Origin of the sequence: Povalibacter sp., from assembly GCF_036735925.1 — a bacterium.
Classification (GTDB): domain Bacteria; phylum Pseudomonadota; class Gammaproteobacteria; order Steroidobacterales; family Steroidobacteraceae; genus Steroidobacter.
In genome coordinates, this window is record NZ_DAINNK010000053.1 from 1 (window position 1) to 17,298 (window position 17,298).

The following is a 17,298-nucleotide window of genomic DNA, read 5'->3' on the forward strand; positions in this document are numbered from 1 at the left end:
CGGGCACACCACTCACTACGGTGGTGGCGTGTTGAATGCAGCTACGGAGAAGATTCAGAGAGCGCAAGGAACGGGCCGATCGCTTAAGTCAGTGCCGTTGCGCTGTGACCGAAGGGAATCCCATGGGAAAGCCGGCCCCACAGCAGAACGGAAGCGCACCCCTCCTACTGCAGATCCCCCCACAACGCCTGCAACACCGTCATCGCCACCACCGCGGCGGTTTCCGTCCGCAGCACGCGCGGTCCGAGCCGCACCGGCATGAAGCCCGCTTTCTGCGCGGCGGTGATCTCATCGTCATCGAGACCGCCTTCGGGGCCGATCAATAGCTCGACTTTCGAGGGCAGGCTGGCGATGCCGGCGAGCGAGCCGGGCGCGGACGGGCTCAGGACCAGGCGCATGCCGTCCTTGCGTACGGTGCTGAAGTAATCGCGCAACGAAATCGGCGTGCTCACGGCGGGGATGCGCGAGCGACCGCATTGTTCGCAGGCGCCGATGGCGATGGCATGCCAGTGCGTTTGTTTCTTCGCGGCCTGCTTCTCGTCGAGGCGCACGACGCTGCGTGCGGTCAGCACCGGTGCGATGGCGGCGACACCGAGTTCGGTCGCTTTCTGCAAGGTCCAGTCCATGCGCTCACCGCGCGAGATGCCCTGCACGAGCGTGATGCGCAATGGCGATTCGCCGGTGCCGGGCGTTGGATTGCGCAGCCGCACCGTCACCTTGTCGCCGTCGACCTCGGTGATCTCCGCCGGATAGTCCATGCCGCTGCCGTCGAACACGACCAGCGGCGCGCCGGCGCGCATGCGCAGGACGCGGGCCACGTGATAGGCGCCCGCCGATGACAGCGGCAGGATGGCATCCGCCTTCAGGGGGCCGTCGCAATAGATCCGGTTCAGTCTCATGGTCCCCCGCGGTCATTCGATGTTGTGCGGATTGTAGCGAAGGCAAGCAAGCGGCGTGCCTGTGGAGAGTGCGGCTGTGGCGAAGGCGCGGCTGTTACCATACGGGCGATGTCGACTATCGATCTCGAAACCGGATTGCTGCGCACGGCGCGTCAGGTGCCTTCGCCCAATGGCGACGATCGCCCGAGCGGCACGGTTGCCGATCTCATCGTCGTGCACGGCATCAGTCTGCCGCCCGGCGAATTCGGCGGGCCGTGGATCGATCTGCTGTTCACCAATCGCCTGCCGCCGGAGGGTCATCCGTACTTCGCGACGATCGCCGATCGCAAGGTGTCCTCGCACCTGCTGATCCGTCGCGACGGTGAAGTCGTGCAGTATGTGCCGTTTCATCGCCGCGCCTGGCATGCGGGCGTGTCCAGCTACGAGGGGCGCGAGAAGTGCAACGATTTCTCGATCGGCATCGAGCTGGAAGGGACGGACGACATGGCCTACGAACCCATCCAGTATCGGGTGCTGAGTTCGGTCATCCGGCAGTTGCTGGACACCTATGCGCAGCTTTCCACGCGGCGCATCGCCGGTCACAGCGATATCGCGCCGGGCCGCAAGACCGATCCCGGTCCGTTCTTCGACTGGCCGCGGCTGCAGGCGCTGCTTCGATGCGATCCCGGCAAATGAAAAAACTGCTGCTGCTGTGCGCGCTCGCGCATCTGACCACACCGGCTGTCGCGGCTTCGCGCATCGTGAGCCTCGCGCCGAATCTCACCGAACTGGCCTTCGTCGCTGGCGCCGGCGACAAGGTGATCGGCACCGCCGAGTACAGCGACTACCCGGAGCGGGCCAAAGCGATTCCGCGCATCGGCGATGCCTTCCGCGTCGACTACGAAAGAATCCTCGCCCTGCAGCCGGATGCGGTGCTGGCCTGGGAGCCGGGCACGCCGCATGCGACCGTGGAGCGCCTGCGTACGCTGCGGCTCGCGGTGAGCACGATCCGCACGCGCAGTCTCGCCGACATCGGTACGGCCGTGCGCGACATCGGCGCGATTGCCGGCACGCCGCAGATCGCCGGGCGCGAGGCGGATCGTTTCGAACGCGCCATCGCATCGCTGCGCGAGGAATACAGCGCGCGCACGCCGGTCACGGTGTTTCTGCAGATCAACGATCAGCCGCTGTACACCGTCAACGGCACGCAGATCATGAGCGAGGTGCTGGCGCTGTGCGGCGGCGTGAACGTGTTCGGCGATCTGAACGAACTGGCGCCGCAGGTGGGCGTGGAAGCGGTGATCGCGGCCAATCCCGAAGTCATCATTTCCACGGGCGCCGCCGATGCGCCGGCCTTCGTGCAATGGCGTCGCTGGCCGCAGATCCGCGCCGTGGGTGCCGGCAATCTTTATGCGATGTCGCCCGACAATCTGGCCCGATCCACGACCCGGCTCGCTACGGGCGCCGCCGACCTGTGTCGCACGCTCCAGACGGCTCGCGAACGGCTGCGGCGTCCGAACTAGAATGACCTTCTCCCTGTGGGGCCGGCTTCAGCCGGCCTTCTGCAGGGAGTCAGGCTGAAGCCTGACCTACAAGCCTGACCCACAACAGGAGTCCACTGGCAAGCATGACCCGAGCGACCGTCGCGCTGATCGTCCTGTGCGTCTATGGAGCGGCGCTGTTCGCCATTGCGCTGTGGGGCGGACGGCGCACCCACAACGGCAATGATTTCTTTCTCGCGAGCCGCCGGCTGACGGCGTGGTTCGTGGCCTTCAGTCATGTCGCGAATGCATCGCCCGTATGGCTGCTGCTGGCGCTGAGCGGCGCCGCCTTCGCGTGGGGACTCGCAGCAGTGTGGATCTGGCTCGCCGTGCTCGGCGGCTACGCCATGAATGCGTTCTACGTCGGTCCGCGTCTGCGGCAACTGTCGATCGGGCAGGGCACGTTGACCGTCGTGCAGGTGCTGAGCCTGGACGCGGGAGACCGCTTGCAGCCGATGATCGTGCGATCGGCCGCACTGATCCTGTCGCTGGCGTTGCTGCTGGAAATCAGCGCGGTGCTGCACGCGGCGGGCAGTGTGTTCGCCACGAGCTTCGGCTTCGATTTCACCAGCGCCTGCATCACCGCGATTGCCGCGATTGCGGTCATCACGCTCGTTGGCGGTTTCTGGTCGCTGAGCTGCAGCGACATCGTGCAGGTCGCGGTGCTGCTGCTGGTCGCCTGCCTCGTGCCGCTGCTGGCCATCGCGGTGAGCGATGGACTGGAACAGGTGCAGATCGGATTTCAGGCATTGGGACCGGCGACGACGGACTGGTTCGCGGGCCGCAAGGGCGTCGTGGCGATCGCGTTCGTGCTCGGCGTCAGCGGACTGGGTTTCGAACTCGCCGGACAGCCGCACGCGCTCGTGCGCTACATGGCCGCGCGCGACGAACTGGCGTTGCGACGCGGCCGATGGATGGCGCTGGCCTGCATCGCCGTGCTGCTCGCACTCATGCTGATCTGCGGCTGGACCGCCAGCGTGCTCCATGCCGGACTGGAGCGGCCGGAGCTGGCGATCTTCGCCACACTCGAGCGCGTCCTCTCGCCGACGCTGTCGGCGTTCATCATCGCACTCGTGCTCGCAGCGATGCTGATCGGCATGGGCAACCGGTTGCTGGTGCTGGCCTCGTGCCTGTCGGTCGACATGAAGCGATCGGCGTCGCCGCTGTCGTTCGCCTGGGCCCGCGTCGTGCTGGTCTTCTACGCCGTCTGCGCGCTGTGCCTGGCGCTCTATGCTTCCGAAAGCCTGCTCAACCAGGCGATGTTCGCGTTCGCGGCCATGGGCGCATCGTTCGGGCCGCTGTTGCTGGTGCGATTGACGGGCAAGCGCGTGCGACCGGGCTCGACGCTCGGCGCCATGTGGGCAGGATTCATCCTCACCCTGCTGTTTCATGTGCTGCCGGACGCACCGGGAGATTTCCTGGAACGCGTGCTGCCGTTCGTGGCGTCGCTCGGCATTGCGCTGACGGGCGGCGAACGGCGTCGCAATCCGGATCGCGCGGACCGTGCGCAGGAGACGGTGCACGATCGCGTGCCGATATGAAGAGGGCCGGCAACTGGCGACTGGCTGCTGGCCAGAGCAGGAAGCAGCGCATCAAGTCTCCCTCCCTTGCGCGTAGCGCGGGGGAGGGCCGGGTAGGGGGTCGCGCGAAGCGCGCTGCAAAGTTGCCAGAGACGCCGACTGCCGATCCGCCCGCCCGCATTCTTGCCGCCGTGCGCCGCATTCCCCGCGGCAAGGTTTGTACCTACGGCGATGTCGCCGACATTGCCGGACTGCCGCGTCGTGCGCGACTGGTCGGCACGGTGTTGCGACAGACACCCGCATCGCGCGACCTGCCGTGGTTCCGCGTCATCAATGCGGGCGGCCGCATTTCCTTTCCCGCCGGCAGCGATGCGTATCTGCGCCAGCGCCGCAAGCTCGAAGCCGAAGGCATCGTGTTCATCAGCGGCCGTGTCGACCTGAAACGCTACGGCTGGCCGCCGCGCGAAGAGCAGCTCGATGAGCTGCTGTGGAAGATGGATTGAAGAGGTTTCACACGGAGATCACGGAGGCCACGGAGGTCGGAAGGGAGAAGAATTTCCACGGGGGACACGGGGAGCACGGGGATAAGAAATTTTCTGTTCCGAACCCCGTGTTCCCCGTGTCCCCCGTGGAAATTCTTCTTTTTCTTCTCCGGCCTCCGTGATCTCCGTGAACTCCGTGTGAAATCTTCTCCCCTCGTTAACCCCGCTGGAGCAGGCCGGCGTTGATATCCCCGGGCGCATGGTGCGCCGGGAGATGACGCATGAAGGCTCTGGCCCGCAACTGTTCGGTAATGACCGCGACCGCACTGCTGGTCGCCTGCGCTGCCCAGCGCGACAACCCCGAAGAACGCGAAGCGGATGCGGCACCGCCGCCGCCACCGCCGGTGCGCGCGGAGGAGTTCGTACTTCCAGCCATGCCAGAAGTTGCACACAGCGAGGTGGCGGCGCCCGCGGATGCGGCAGCGACGCGTGCCATTTCCAGCGTGTCGCCGTCGTTTTCGATGGCGACGGAGAAGCAGGCGCTCTACCGCGTGGCGCCGATCCATCAGCCGCCGTACAACACCGAGAAGTATCAGCACCAGAACGACAACCCGGTGCATCGCGTGGCGGAAGAACCGGTGTCGACGTTCTCCATCGACGTCGATACGGGCGCGTATGCCAACGTGCGGCGCTTCCTCAACGACGGTCAGCTGCCGCCGCAGGACGCGGTGCGGGTCGAGGAGATGATCAACTACTTCGACTACCAGTACGCGCCGCCGTCGACGCGCGCGACGCCCTTCAAGGTGGCGACCGAACTCGCGCCGGCGCCATGGAACAAGGAAGCCTGGCTGCTGCGCATCGGCATCAAGGGCTTCGAAGTGTCGAATGCCGAACGGCCGCCGGCGAACCTCGTATTCCTCATCGACGTGTCCGGATCGATGCAGTCGCCGGACAAGCTGCCGCTGCTCAAGAATGCCTTCCGGCTGCTGACCGATCAGCTCAGCGCGCGCGATCGTGTGTCGATGGTCGTGTATGCGGGCAGTTCGGGCGTGGTGCTGGAACCGACGCCGGGCGACCAGAAACACAGGATCCTGGAAGCGCTCAACCGACTGGAAGCGGGCGGTTCGACCAACGGCGCCGAAGGCATCGAACGCGCGTACCAGCTTGCGAAGCAGGCGCACATCGCGAAGGGGATCAATCGCGTCGTGCTCGCGACCGACGGCGACTTCAATGTCGGCACCGTCGACTTCGAATCGCTGGTCGACATGGCGGAGCGCCAGCGCAGTTCGGGCACCGCGCTGACGACGCTCGGCTTCGGCACCGGCAACTACAACGATCAGTTGCTGGAACGACTGGCCGATGCCGGCAACGGCAACTATTCGTACGTCGACTCGCTCTCCGAGGCACGCAAGGTGCTGGTGTCCGAACTGTCCTCGACGCTCTTCACCATTGCCAAGGACGTGAAGATCCAGGTCGAGTTCAACCCGGCCGAGGTGGTGGAGTACCGGCTGATCGGCTACGAAAACCGCATGCTCGCGCGCGAGGATTTCAACAACGACAAGGTCGACGCCGGCGAGATCGGCGCAGGCCATCGCATCACCGCGCTGTACGAAGTCGTCCCGGCCGGTGCGAAGGGACGCGTCGACCCATTGCGCTACGGCGCTGCCGATGCAGCAGCGAAGGCAGGCGGGGGCGAAATCGCCAACGTGCGCCTGCGCTACAAACTGCCCGACAGCGACACCAGTCAGCTGCTGGAATATCCGATCGCGCGCGCTTCGCTGGTGAGTGCCGACAAGGTCTCCACCGACCTGCGTTTCGCTGCGAGTGTCGCCGCCTTCGGCCAGCTGCTGCGCGGCGGCAGGTACACCGAGCGGTTCGACTATCGCGATGTCGCCGCGCTGGCGAAGTCTTCGCTCGGCGAAGACCGCGAAGGCTACCGCCGCGAGTTCGTCTCGCTGGTCACGCTCGCGCAGTCGCTGACGCAGGAATCCGGCGGCGAGAAGGTGGGCCAGATCGGTCGGTAGGTCATTCTCACTGTGGGTCAGGCTTCAGCCTGACAGAAAGGCCGGCTGAAGCCGGCCCCACAGGAAGAGAAGAGACGCTGTCTCCAGTGCGCGGCCTGAGCTACGCTCAGGCCCATGGATCTGAAGGATGTCTCCATCGATCGCATGACCGATCTCGGCGAGGCCAATGCCCTGGCAACGCCGCTCGGGCGGGTCGCGCCTTTTGCTGCCGCGCCGCCGGCGCCCGAGGCGGACGACGATGCGGCGCTGATGCTGCGCTATCGCGACGGCGACATGCGTGCGTTCGAACTGCTGTACAGCCGCCACAAGGGGCCGCTCTATCGATACCTGCAGCGCTTGTGTCATCACCAGGACGTGGCCAGCGATCTGTTCCAGGAGGTGTGGGGCAAGGTGATCGCCACCCGCGAGCGTTACGAACCGCGCGCGCAGTTCAATACGTTCCTGTTCCGGATCGCCCACAACTGCGCCGTCGATTATTTCCGGCGTGCCGGACGCCAGCAGATCGGGCGCATGGAGGACGTCGGCGAACTGGAGGAGAGCCTGCCGGATGCGCCGGTGAGTCAGCCGGACACGCAGGTCTCGGCGATGCAGGTACGCGCGTCGTTCAGACAGGCGCTCGAGCAGTTGCCGACCGAACAGCGCGAAGCGTTCCTGCTGTACGAGGAAACGGGACTCAGCGTGGAGGAAATCGGCCGCACCACCGGTGTGGCCATGGAAACGGCCAAGAGTCGCCTGCGTTATGCCTTCCGCAAACTACGCACGGCGTTGCGGCATCACCAGGTCCACACTGCCGGTGAGGACAGCGAACCGTGAGCACACCTTCCGACGACAAGGCATTCGACGACTATCTGGAGCGGCGCTCCCAGGTGTCGCAGGCCTATCGCGCGCTGTCGTCCGATGACGTGCCGGCGCAGCTCGATCAGCAGATCCTGGCGCAGGCCCGCGCCGCGCTTGCGGGATCGGCCGGCGATGAACTGGCGCAGGTGCGCGCGAAACGCAGGCGCCTGATGCGATGGGGCGTGCCGGCAGCCATTGCGGCATCGGCATTGCTGGTGGTGTCGATCGTGATCCGCAGCGGCGTCGAACACGAAGTGCGGTCGACGGATTTCTCGCCCGCCGCGAAGCCGGCGCCGGCCGCCGTTCCCGCGATGCCGCAGCAGATGCCCGAAAAGAAACAGGAAGCCGTCGGTGCCACGGCCGCGGACAGCGTGGTGATGATCGCGCCGCCGCGCGATGCCGTGACCGAGTTTTCGTCCTATGCGCGTACGCCGTCGCGCGAAGACAAGATGCCCGAACAGCCCGTCATCGAGACGCCGGCCATCGCCCCGGCCGCTCCGCCGCCACCGCAGGTCGCAGCGATGCAGGAACGCACACAGGCAGCGGCGGCCAGCCGCGAACGGGAAGTGCAGCAGGCCGTGGCGGCGCGACGTCAGGAAGCTGCCAGAGCTGCTGCCATCGCGCCGGCCGCGGCGATGAGTCGCAGCGTTGCCGAGTCTGCGAACGTCGCTGACTCGGCGCTCAACGTCGCCCGCCTGCACGCCGATCCCGACGACTGGCTGGAACACATCCGCCAGTTGCGACGCGACGGGCAGCAGGCCGCGGCGGATCGCGAGTGGCAGGAGTTTCAGGAGACGTATCCGGATCATCCGGTCGCGGAGACGGATCTCGCACGGGCGAAAACCGCGCCGGCGCCGTAACGCGCATTCTTTCTGATCCCGCCTCCGCGCAGCGGGGGCCTCTTTTCGGAAAGTCAGGCTGAAGCCTGACCCACAGGCGGAGCTTCTTCCGCTGCTGCGATCCGCGGCAGGTACAGACTCACTTTCGTGCCCATGCCCGGCGTGCTGTCGATGCGGATCAGGCCGCCGGCGCGCGTCACGATCTGATGCACGATCGCGCAGCCGAGGCCGGTGCCGTGTTCGCCCTTGGTGGTGAAGAAGGGCCGGAAGATGTTCTCGCGTGTCTCCTCGTCCATGCCGATGCCGGTATCGGTCACGCTGATTTCGACGAAGACGCCCGATTCGCCGTCCTCGTCCTCGACCGGAATGTCTTCGGCGCGGATCGCAAGTTCGCCGCCGGCCGGCATGGCATCGCGCGCATTGAGCACCAGGTTCAGCAGCGTGCGTTCGAGCTGCGCCGAATCGATGAAAACGCGGCTGATGGGCCGGTCGACATCGCTGGTCAGGCGGATGCGGTTGCCGAGCAGCACCTGGAACATGCTGTGCATCGACTGGATCGTCCGCGCTACGTCGATGACCCGCGGCGACACCGGCGCGTCCTTGCCGAAGGACACGACTTCGTTGGTCAGGTTGTTGCCCCGCTGCAGGATCTCGACGATTTTCTGCGAATAGCGATCGGCATCCGCCGGCAGTCCGGGCACGCGCTGGATCAGCTCCGCGAAGCCCATCGCCGCGCCCAGAATGCCGCGGAAGTCATGTGCGATGCCGGCGGCCATGCGACCGACGGCCTCCATGCGGTGCAGCTCCATCAGATGATCTTCATAGGCGTCCAGCGTGGCGCGTGTGCTGCGTCGCCGGTGCTCCTGATACAGGCGCGCAATGTTGTCGGCCACGGCGCTCGCGAAGTCGGATTCGGCGCCCGACCACTCGCGCGGCGCGCCGATGTGTTCATGACAGACGACGCCGACGACGCGGCCCTCGATGTACAGCGGCGCATCCAGCAGCGAGGTGATGCCGAGCGGCTGCAGGTACGAGGCAGACAGTTCGCCCGTCAGGGTCGACTCGCCGGCGTGGGTTGCCGGCAGCGTGCGCAGCGCCTGCAGGGCCTCGAAGTAGCGGGGGAAGTCCTGCTGACGCAGCACCGCGCCCTGAAAAACCTGGCCGCTCGAACGCTGGAACAGGTAGCGGCAGCGCAATGCGCGACCTTCGTCGACCAGCACCCAGACGCCGATGCGGTCGATGTCGAGCGCCTCGACCACGCACCGGGCCAGCTGCAGCCACAGGTCGTGCAGCGGAACCTCGCCGCCGGCATCGAGGCGGGCGAGCCGCAAGCGTGCCTGTTCGAATCGCCGGGTCTGTTCGAAGACGGGAGTGGATCGATCGGGGTTTCCGCTGACGGCCATGCGCTTGCATTCTCCTTTGCGCACGACTCTACGCTCCGGCCGACTCGCAGGCCAATAGCGGCATGTCGCGGAATTCGCCGGTGGAACGGTCACAGAGCGGCCGCGCGCCGGTTAGAATCCACGCCCTCCCGTGCACTTCCTGCGAGCGTGAATCGTGATTGAACGTCTGATCGAGAAGCTGCTGTTCTCCAGCCGCTGGATCCTGGCTCCCGTCTACCTCGGCATGTCGCTGGCGCTGCTGGCGCTCGGCATCAAGTTCTTCGCCGAGGTGTATCACCTGCTGCACACGATCATGGAAGTGACGGAGGCCGACCTGGTGCTGCGGCTGCTGGCGCTGGTCGATCTCGTGCTGGTCGGCAGCCTGATCGTCATGGTCATGTTCTCGGGCTACGAGAACTTCGTTTCCAAGATCGACGTGAAGGAGGGCGGCGACAATCTCGGCTGGTTGGGCAAGCTCGATGCGAGCAGCCTCAAGCTGAAGGTCGCGGCCTCGATCGTCGCCATTTCCTCGATCCATCTGCTGCGCGCGTTCATGAGCATCGGCAACCAGGCGGTATTCGACGAGACCTCCAGCACCAAACTCATGTGGTTCGTGATCATCCACCTGACCTTCGTCGTCTCCGCCGTGATGATGGGCGTGCTCGACAAGATGTCGTTCGCAAGTCATCGCGAAGATCACTAGACGCCATGATCTACACCCTCGGATCGCGCCGCATCGAAACCGTCGGCGATGACTACTTCGTCGCTCCCAGCGCCGACGTGATCGGTTCCGTAAGGCTCGGTCGCTGGGCCAGCGTCTGGTTCGGCGCGGTGCTGCGCGGCGACACCGACTGGATCGAACTGGGCGAAGCCACGAACGTGCAGGACGGCTCGGTGATGCACACCGATCAGGGCACGCCGCTGATCCTGGGGGCGCACACGACGGTCGGTCACAAGGCGTTCCTGCATTCCTGCACCGTTGGCGATCATTCGATGATCGCTAACGGCGCGATGGTGCTGGATGGCGCGCGCGTCGGCAGTTACAGCGTCGTCGCGGCAGGCGCATTCGTGCCGCCGCGCAAGACGGTGCCGGACGGCGTGGTAGTGATGGGCAACCCTGCGAAGGTCGTGCGCGAACTCACGGACAAGGATCGCGAGATGCTGGTGCACGCCGCGCATCACTACGTGGAGAATGCGCAGCGGTATCGGCAGGAGCTGCGGATTCTTCCTGTGGGTCAGGCTTCAGCCTGACATTCTTCCTGTGGGGCCGGCTTCAGCCGGCCTCTTTATCAGAAGTCAGGCTGAAGCCTGACCTACAGGAAGAGCGGCCTTCTGCTCCGGCTCGGTCCCTTCCTCGTAGAACTCCAGCGAAATCGAATTCAGGCAATGCCGCTGGTGCGTCGGCGGCGGACCGTCCTCGAAGACGTGCCCCAGGTGCGCATCGCAGCGCGCACAGCGGATCTCCGTGCGGATCATGCCGTGGCTGCGATCGACCAGTTCGGTAACATGCTGCGGATCGAACGGCTCGTAGAAGCTCGGCCAGCCCGTCCCCGATTCGAACTTGGAACCTGCGCGATACAGCGGCAGGCCGCAGAGCCGGCAGGCATAGATTCCCGACTTCTTGTTGTTGAGCAGCGTGCCGCAGAAGGGCCGCTCGGTGCCCTGGTGCAGGATCACGTGCCGCTCCTCCGGCGTGAATGCGGCGGCGTACTTTTCCCGTTCGGCCGCGCTCAGGGGGCGAATGTCATAACCGCTGGCGGAAGTGGTGGCGTTGGACATCGGATACCTCGGACGGGAGAAGCAAGAAAATTTTCCACGGGGAACACGGGGCGCCCGGGGATCAGAGACCTCTTGTGCTCCTGATTGGTGGCAGTTCGCGACGTATTCAACCACGCGTCTGCGCATCGTTTCGATCCTGATCTTCCCCGTGCGCCCCGTGTCCCCCGTGGAAATTCCTCTTCCTATTTCCCCTCGGCCCGCAACCGGCTGTGGCGATACCCGTACAGCGCATAGATCGAGAACCCGAGCACGGACCAGACCAGCAGCCGCCACCAGGTATCGGGCGGCAGGAACACCATCATGCTGATGCACACCAGCGCACCGAGGATGCAGGTGACCGGCGCGAACGGCACGCGGAAGGGACGCGGCATGTCGGGCTTCGTCCGGCGCAGCACCAGCACGCCGATGCACACGCAGGTGAACGCGAGCAGGATGCCGATGGAAATGAGTTCGCCCAGCACGTCGAGCGGCAGCAGTCCCGCGATGATGGCCGCGACGATCACGGCGACGGCGGTGGCGATGTGCGGCGTGCGATGCACCGGATGCACCTTCTTCCACGACGGCGGCAGCAGGCCGTCGTCGGCCATCGCCAGGAAAATGCGTGGCTGGCCCAGCAGCGAGATCAGGATCACCGACGTCATGCCGACGATGGCGCCGAGTTCGACCAGCACGCCCAGCCAGGAAAGCTGCGGATGCGCATCCAGCGCGACGGCGACGGGCGCGGCCACGTCCAGCGACGTGTACGGCACCATGCCCGTGAGCACGGCGCTCATCGCGACATAGAGCACGGCTGAAATTCCCAGCGCGCCGAGAATGCCCAGCGGCACATCGCGCTGCGGATTGCGCGCCTCGCGCGCCGTGGTCGAAGCGGTGTCGAAGCCGATGTACGAGAAGAAGATGATCGCCGCACCCTGGAACACGCCGCTCCAGCCGAACTCGCCGCGCTTGCCGGTGTTCTCGGGCAGGTACGGATGCCAGTTGGCGGTGTCGATGTAGCTGATGCCGGCGAGGATGAAGACGACGATGACGCCGACCTTGATGAATACCATCGCATTGTTGAGCGTTGCCGATTCCTTCACGCCCACGTAGCAGACGTAGCCGAGCGCCAGCACCACCAGCACGGCCGGCAGATTGACGATGGCGCCCGTCATGCCCAGTGCGCCGCTCTCGGTCTTGCCGAGCGGTGCGTTGATGAGCGCATCAGGCAGGTGGATGCCGATCTTGCCGAGCAGGTTGACGACATAGGCGGACCATCCCACGGCCACCGCCGACGCCGACAGCATGTATTCCAGCGACAGGTTCCAGCCGATGAACCACGCGATGGCCTCGCCGAGCGTCGCGTACGAATACGTGTAGGCGCTGCCCGAAACCGGAATCATCGAGGCGAACTCGGCATAACAGATGGCGGCGAGCGCCGAGCCGATGGCGGCGATGAGCAACGCCAGCGTCAGCGCCGGGCCGGCGTGATTGGCGGCGACCGTGCCCGTCAGGATGAAAATTCCCGTGCCTATCGTTGCCCCCAGTCCGATAGCCGTCAGCGATCGCGCCGTCAGGACCCGTTTGAGCGGCGGCGCGGCGTTCAATTCGCTCACGATGGAGTCGACCGAGCGCACGGCAAACAGGCGGCGCAACAGGGACATGGAAGGACCTCGTTGGAATTGTGCTGATGGCGGCCGGGAACCGTCGACAGGCTACAGGCTCCCGGGAGCGCTGAACAAGGACCCGCTGCCTGTCGTCATGCGGGTCTAAGCCTTTATCATTCCCCGGTGAATCCATCCCAGGCTCCCGACCGTTTTTCGCGACCGCCGCTGCCCAACAGCTACTGGGTTCGGCCCGGCCGCCTGCTTGCGGGCGAGTATCCGGGAATCCCTGCACGCGACTCGACGGCCGGGCGTATACAAAGCCTGTTGCGCGCCGGCGTGAATGCATTCATCGATCTGACGGCGGAAGGCGAACTCGATCCCTATGCGCCGCTGCTGCCGGCGGACGGTTCCGTCACGCATCAGCGCTGGCCCATCGTCGACCATGATCTGCCGCAGTCCGCGGCCTACATGCGCCAGATTCTCGATGCGATCGATGCGGCGCTCGCGCAGGATCGCTGCGTCTACGTGCATTGCCGCGCCGGCATCGGCCGTACCGGCACGACCATCGGCTGTCATCTCATCCGCGGCGGACTCGCGCCGGCTGTCGCGCTCGATCGCCTGAACGAGCTGTGGCAGCAATGCGCGCGCAGCGCGAGCTGGCCCAGCATTCCGGAAACCGATGAACAGTATCGCTTCGTCATGGAATGGCGCGAGGTCGCGGCGCCGCCTGATCTCTCGCAACGTTGTGCAGGCGCACTCGTGGGACTCGTCTGCGGCGAAGGCCTCGGTGCGCTGCGCGTCGCAGGTCACGACGTGCGTCAACTCGCCCGGATCACCGACCTGCCCGCCGCCGGGTTCGATGCGGCGACGGTGCTCTGCGCACTGCAGAGCCTGCGCGAGCGCGCGGGTCACGATCCGCGCGATCAGATGGAACGCTATCTGGAGTGGTCGCGCAGTGCGTCGGGCGCAGAAGTGCCGGCCGACTTCCGTCGTGCGCTCGCGGCCTGGCAGTGGTCGAAGAAACCGAACGCGGGTTCGCACGATCCGCGCAACCTCAGTGCACACTCGCTCGCGCGTTCGCTGGCCGCGGCGCTGCATTCGTATCGCGATGCCGGCGCGGCGCTCGAACTGGCCGCGGATCTGTCGCGCACGACCCAGCAGTCGCCCATCGTCCTCGATGTCTGCCGGCTGTGGACGGCGATTCTCGTCGATGCCCTGACGGGTGCTGCGAAGAACCCGCTTCTCGAACTGAGCGCCACGCCTGCCATCCGCCTGCTGCGGGATCGTCGTCTGCGACCGGAAGTTGCCGCATTGCTTGACGGTGGCTGGCGCAGTCTTCCAGCGAAGGGCGACGATGCGCTTTCGCTTGGCGTCGGCGCATTGCGGGCCGTGGATGCGGCGAACGATTTCGCAGAGGCGATGAGTGCTGCGCTGAGCCAGGCCGAGTCAGCCGCGACGCTGGGCGCGCTCAGCGGCACGCTCGCTGGCGCGTGCTTCGGCATTGCATCGATTCCGGATCGCTGGCGCGAGGCTGTGCCGCAGTCGCGCGCGCTGCACGCGCTGGCGCGGACGTTCGCCTGATCATGGCTGTCCGCAAGAAGAAATCCCGCCGCACCGCACCGCGCACGCGACGCAAGACGCGCGAGCCCGCGTGGACGCGCCTGTCCGACGAAGCGCTGCTGCAGAAGCGCTTCTGCGATCTGCGCCTGTCGCTGCGCGGCACGATGGTCGAGCGTCACTGGAAGGAAGTGCAGAAGGATCTGCTCAGTCGCGGCATCCGCTTCCGCCCGCATCTGTGGCTGTCCGAGGAATGGTTCTCGCCCGACGGCGTGCCCGGCATCGCCGTGCCGTTCTACATGGCGCACCCGCGCCTCATGCGCCTCGAACGGCTCATCATGGATGAAGTGGAGGGCGGCAACGCCAACTGGCTGACGCGCATCCTGCGGCACGAAGCGGCGCACGCGCTCGACAATGCCTTCCGGCTGCGACGTCGCAAGGGTTGGCGCAAGACGTTCGGTCCGGCGACGCGACCGTATCCGGACGTGTATCGACCGCGTCCGGCCAGCCGCGACTACGTGCTGCACCTGGGTCACTGGTACGCGCAGAGTCATCCGTCGGAAGATTTCGCCGAAACGTTCGCCGTGTGGCTGCAGCCGCGCGCCCGCTGGCGCCGCGATTACCAGGGCTGGTCCGCCCTGAAGAAACTCGAGTACGTCGATACGCTGATGAAGGAACTGAAAGGCGCGAGCGCGGCGGTCGACAATCGCGAACGCATCGAACCGCTGAGCGAGGACACGCGCACGCTCGCCGAACACTATCGACAGAAGCGTGCGCGCTACCAGCTCGACCGGCCCGGTGCCTACGACCTGCGGCTGAAGCGCATCTTCGGCAAGCGCAGCGCGCGGCGCCGGCATCTGCGCGCCAGCACGTTCGTGCGCCGCGTGCGCCCGCAGCTCGAACGCCTGCTGATCCGGCGCTCGCGCCTGCATCCCTATCTCGTCCATCATGTGCTGCGCGTGGTGATCCAGCGCTGCCGCGATCTCGACCTGGTGCTGGAAACGTCCCAGCGCGAAGCGAAGCGCGCGGTGCTGGGCGTGCTCGAACGCATCATGATGGACATCCTGCGCCGCGACCGCGAACGGTATGCACTGTGAGTAACGAGAACCCATGAAGCCACTTCGCGTACTGGTACTGATGCACGAGAGCCTGGTGCCGCCGCCCAGTCTCCGGGGTCTCACCGTCAAGGAGATCGACGAGTTCCGTACCGAGTTCGACGTCACCAACGTGCTGGAGAAGGCGGGCCACGAGGTGAAGGCGCTCGGCCTGCTCGACAACCTGGCGGACTTGCGCACCGCGATCACCGACTGGAAACCGGACATCGCGTTCAACCTGCTCGAGGAATTCCAGGGCATCGTCACCTACGACCAGCACGTGGTCGCCTTCCTGGAATTGATGAAGCAGCCGTACACCGGCTGCAATCCGCGCGGCATGATGATTTCGCGCGACAAGGTGCTGTCGAAACAGATCCTCGCCTATCACCGCATCCCGACGCCGGGCTTCGCGCTGTTCCGTCGCGGCCAGAAATACAAGCTGCCGCGCCGGCTCAAGTTGCCGCTGTTCGTGAAGTCGGCCACCGAAGATGCATCGTTCGGCATCTCGCAGGCCTCCATCATTCGCGAGCCGGACAAGCTCAAGGAACGCATCGAATTCATCCACGAACAGACCAATTCCGACGCGCTGGTCGAGGAATACATCGAGGGTCGCGAACTGTACGTCGGCGTGCTCGGCAACGAACGCCTGCGCACCTTTCCGATCTGGGAAATGGATTTCGGCACGCTGCCGGATGTGATGGCCGGCATCGCCACGCGCAAGGTGAAGTGGGATCGCAACTACCAGAAGAAGCACGGCATCAAGACCGGCGCCGCACCGCCGCTGCCCGATGGCATTCCGGCCTATCTCGACAAGCTCTCGAAGCGCATCTACCGCGCGCTGCACATGAGCGGCTACGCCCGCATGGACTTCCGCATGCGTCCCGACGGCAGCGTGTTCGTGCTCGAAGCGAATGCGAATCCCAACATCAGCCACGCGGAAGATTTTGCGGAATCGGCGCGTGCAGCCGGCGTCGAGTATCCGGCGCTGCTGGAGCAGATCATCCGGCTCGGGCAGAACTACCAGGCGGCGTGGCGGATCGAGGAGTAGACCCGCTTCTTCTCTCTTCCTGTGGGGCCGGCTTCAGCCGGTCTTCCTGCGACGGTCTTCGGCCTCGGTGCCCGGCTAGTCTCCGGTTCTTGCATATTCGCGTTGTTCTGCGTGGAGCGCCACATGATGCGCCGGCCGCAGATTGCGGCGACGAGCCAAATAGCTTGAAGCGATACTTCTATCGAGTTTCCCTCACTGGAGTCGAAATTTTTCTTGGTGATTGACGATAGATGTGTAACGCAGCTAACGTCCTCGTATCGAAGAACAAGTCTGTCAGTCATGGATGACTCTGCCCGCGTCAGCCATGCATGGGAGGATTACATCGCATGGCAGTTTTCCGCGATCTACTTCGTGTGTGCACATCGCTTGTTTGCTGCAAGCGAAGCTTGCCACGCTGCAACAGATTGAGAAATGGACTGCGACTCTGCGAGCGCGAAGACGCGATCACTCTTGCCCAACGGCGCCGTGTCGTAACTGTGTCGCTCTACCTGGCGATCTGGTCGATCGGCAGTCTTGTCCTGCCGAGCAATGCCCATGCACAAGGGGTGTGTACTTCGACCGATCAGCAATCGGGGGAACATTGCACTTCAGCCACTGCGACTCCATGGCAATGGTTCTCTGACTGGAATCTGAATCCCCGGATGTATCCGTCTCTCGAGCAGCTCACTGCGGCAATGATTTCCGCACAGATGAGCATTGCCCACCCGCCACGGTGCTCGTTCACTTTCGACGGC

At 65.3% G+C, this 17,298-nt stretch carries 16 protein-coding genes; 12 read left to right on the forward strand and 4 right to left on the reverse strand.

The window, feature by feature from the left end:
- Positions 1 to 164: 164 nt before the first annotated feature.
- Positions 165 to 899 (reverse strand): 16S rRNA (uracil(1498)-N(3))-methyltransferase, encoded by a 735-nt coding sequence (locus V7D81_RS15805; RefSeq protein ID WP_324317969.1) that lies wholly within the window; start codon positions 897 to 899, stop codon positions 165 to 167.
- 108 nt (positions 900 to 1,007) lie between these two features.
- On the opposite strand from V7D81_RS15805, the gene ampD reads away from it, so the two are divergent.
- From ampD to V7D81_RS15840, 7 genes are all read left to right on the forward strand, one after another.
- Positions 1,008 to 1,574 carry a 1,6-anhydro-N-acetylmuramyl-L-alanine amidase AmpD gene (gene ampD / locus V7D81_RS15810; RefSeq protein ID WP_324317971.1) on the forward strand — a complete coding sequence of 189 codons (567 nt, stop codon included), beginning with the start codon at positions 1,008 to 1,010 and terminating at the stop codon, positions 1,572 to 1,574.
- Entirely contained in the window at positions 1,571 to 2,401 is an 831-nt protein-coding gene (locus V7D81_RS15815) for a cobalamin-binding protein (protein WP_324317972.1), read from the forward strand. The genes ampD and V7D81_RS15815 overlap by 4 nt, the downstream gene beginning before the upstream one ends.
- Positions 2,402 to 2,505: 104 nt before the next feature.
- A complete protein-coding gene (locus V7D81_RS15820; RefSeq protein WP_324317974.1) occupies positions 2,506 to 3,960 on the forward strand; it encodes a sodium:solute symporter family transporter in 1,455 nt (484 codons plus the stop codon).
- A gap of 122 nt (positions 3,961 to 4,082) precedes the next feature.
- On the forward strand, positions 4,083 to 4,442 hold the full coding sequence (locus V7D81_RS15825; protein ID WP_349257674.1) for an MGMT family protein: 360 nt from the start codon (positions 4,083 to 4,085) through the stop codon (positions 4,440 to 4,442).
- A gap of 260 nt (positions 4,443 to 4,702) precedes the next feature.
- Complete coding sequence (locus V7D81_RS15830; protein ID WP_324317978.1) at positions 4,703 to 6,445, forward strand: vWA domain-containing protein; 1,743 nt, start codon at positions 4,703 to 4,705, stop codon at positions 6,443 to 6,445.
- A 114-nt stretch (positions 6,446 to 6,559) separates the two neighbouring features.
- Complete coding sequence (locus tag V7D81_RS15835) at positions 6,560 to 7,258, forward strand: RNA polymerase sigma factor (protein ID WP_324317980.1); 699 nt, start codon at positions 6,560 to 6,562, stop codon at positions 7,256 to 7,258.
- A complete protein-coding gene (locus V7D81_RS15840; protein ID WP_324317982.1) occupies positions 7,255 to 8,142 on the forward strand; it encodes a hypothetical protein in 888 nt (295 codons plus the stop codon). The genes V7D81_RS15835 and V7D81_RS15840 overlap by 4 nt, the downstream gene beginning before the upstream one ends.
- A gap of 53 nt (positions 8,143 to 8,195) precedes the next feature.
- Here V7D81_RS15840 and V7D81_RS15845 read toward each other — a convergent pair whose 3' ends face one another.
- Positions 8,196 to 9,524, reverse strand: coding sequence for an ATP-binding protein (locus V7D81_RS15845; RefSeq protein WP_324317984.1), 1,329 nt, complete (start codon positions 9,522 to 9,524; stop codon positions 8,196 to 8,198).
- A 157-nt stretch (positions 9,525 to 9,681) separates the two neighbouring features.
- Between V7D81_RS15845 and V7D81_RS15850 the strand changes: the two genes are divergently transcribed.
- Positions 9,682 to 10,206 (forward strand): TIGR00645 family protein, encoded by a 525-nt coding sequence (locus tag V7D81_RS15850; protein ID WP_324318022.1) that lies wholly within the window; start codon positions 9,682 to 9,684, stop codon positions 10,204 to 10,206.
- 5 nt (positions 10,207 to 10,211) lie between these two features.
- Positions 10,212 to 10,754: a gamma carbonic anhydrase family protein gene (locus V7D81_RS15855; protein WP_324317986.1), complete on the forward strand. Its 543-nt coding sequence runs from the start codon at positions 10,212 to 10,214 to the stop codon at positions 10,752 to 10,754.
- A 45-nt stretch (positions 10,755 to 10,799) separates the two neighbouring features.
- Here the strand turns inward: V7D81_RS15855 and msrB are convergent, their stop codons facing one another.
- On the reverse strand, positions 10,800 to 11,282 hold the full coding sequence (gene msrB, locus V7D81_RS15860; protein WP_324317988.1) for a peptide-methionine (R)-S-oxide reductase MsrB: 483 nt from the start codon (positions 11,280 to 11,282) through the stop codon (positions 10,800 to 10,802).
- A gap of 182 nt (positions 11,283 to 11,464) precedes the next feature.
- Positions 11,465 to 12,922: an amino acid permease gene (locus tag V7D81_RS15865; protein WP_324317990.1), complete on the reverse strand. Its 1,458-nt coding sequence runs from the start codon at positions 12,920 to 12,922 to the stop codon at positions 11,465 to 11,467.
- A 126-nt stretch (positions 12,923 to 13,048) separates the two neighbouring features.
- Here V7D81_RS15865 and V7D81_RS15870 point away from each other — a divergent pair, with 126 nt between their 5' ends.
- The 3 genes from V7D81_RS15870 to V7D81_RS15880 are packed head-to-tail and all read left to right on the forward strand — an operon-like array spanning position 13,049 to position 16,564.
- The gene (locus V7D81_RS15870) at positions 13,049 to 14,446 is read left to right on the forward strand and encodes an ADP-ribosylglycohydrolase family protein (RefSeq protein WP_324317992.1); all 1,398 of its coding nucleotides are present in this window, start codon (positions 13,049 to 13,051) and stop codon (positions 14,444 to 14,446) included.
- Positions 14,447 to 14,448: 2 nt separating this feature from the next.
- Positions 14,449 to 15,519: a hypothetical protein gene (locus V7D81_RS15875; RefSeq protein WP_324317994.1), complete on the forward strand. Its 1,071-nt coding sequence runs from the start codon at positions 14,449 to 14,451 to the stop codon at positions 15,517 to 15,519.
- Between the two features lie 13 nt (positions 15,520 to 15,532).
- Positions 15,533 to 16,564 (forward strand): D-alanine--D-alanine ligase family protein, encoded by a 1,032-nt coding sequence (locus V7D81_RS15880; protein WP_324317996.1) that lies wholly within the window; start codon positions 15,533 to 15,535, stop codon positions 16,562 to 16,564.
- Positions 16,565 to 17,298 lie beyond the last annotated feature (734 nt).

Excerpts from the sequence above, each read along its gene's own strand:
- msrB (WP_324317988.1), bottom strand. The coding sequence starts at position 11,282 with ATGTCCAACGCCACCACTTCCGCCAGCGGTTATGACATTCGCCCCCTG.
- V7D81_RS15830 (WP_324317978.1), top strand. The coding sequence starts at position 4,703 with ATGAAGGCTCTGGCCCGCAACTGTTCGGTAATGACCGCGACCGCACTG.
- V7D81_RS15855 (WP_324317986.1), top strand. The coding sequence starts at position 10,212 with ATGATCTACACCCTCGGATCGCGCCGCATCGAAACCGTCGGCGATGAC.
- V7D81_RS15820 (WP_324317974.1), top strand. The coding sequence starts at position 2,506 with ATGACCCGAGCGACCGTCGCGCTGATCGTCCTGTGCGTCTATGGAGCG.
- V7D81_RS15865 (WP_324317990.1), bottom strand. The coding sequence starts at position 12,922 with ATGTCCCTGTTGCGCCGCCTGTTTGCCGTGCGCTCGGTCGACTCCATC.
- ampD (WP_324317971.1), top strand. The coding sequence starts at position 1,008 with ATGTCGACTATCGATCTCGAAACCGGATTGCTGCGCACGGCGCGTCAG.
- V7D81_RS15805 (WP_324317969.1), bottom strand. The coding sequence starts at position 899 with ATGAGACTGAACCGGATCTATTGCGACGGCCCCCTGAAGGCGGATGCC.
- V7D81_RS15845 (WP_324317984.1), bottom strand. The coding sequence starts at position 9,524 with ATGGCCGTCAGCGGAAACCCCGATCGATCCACTCCCGTCTTCGAACAG.
- V7D81_RS15875 (WP_324317994.1), top strand. The coding sequence starts at position 14,449 with ATGGCTGTCCGCAAGAAGAAATCCCGCCGCACCGCACCGCGCACGCGA.
- V7D81_RS15835 (WP_324317980.1), top strand. The coding sequence starts at position 6,560 with ATGGATCTGAAGGATGTCTCCATCGATCGCATGACCGATCTCGGCGAG.
- V7D81_RS15880 (WP_324317996.1), top strand. The coding sequence starts at position 15,533 with ATGAAGCCACTTCGCGTACTGGTACTGATGCACGAGAGCCTGGTGCCG.
- V7D81_RS15815 (WP_324317972.1), top strand. The coding sequence starts at position 1,571 with ATGAAAAAACTGCTGCTGCTGTGCGCGCTCGCGCATCTGACCACACCG.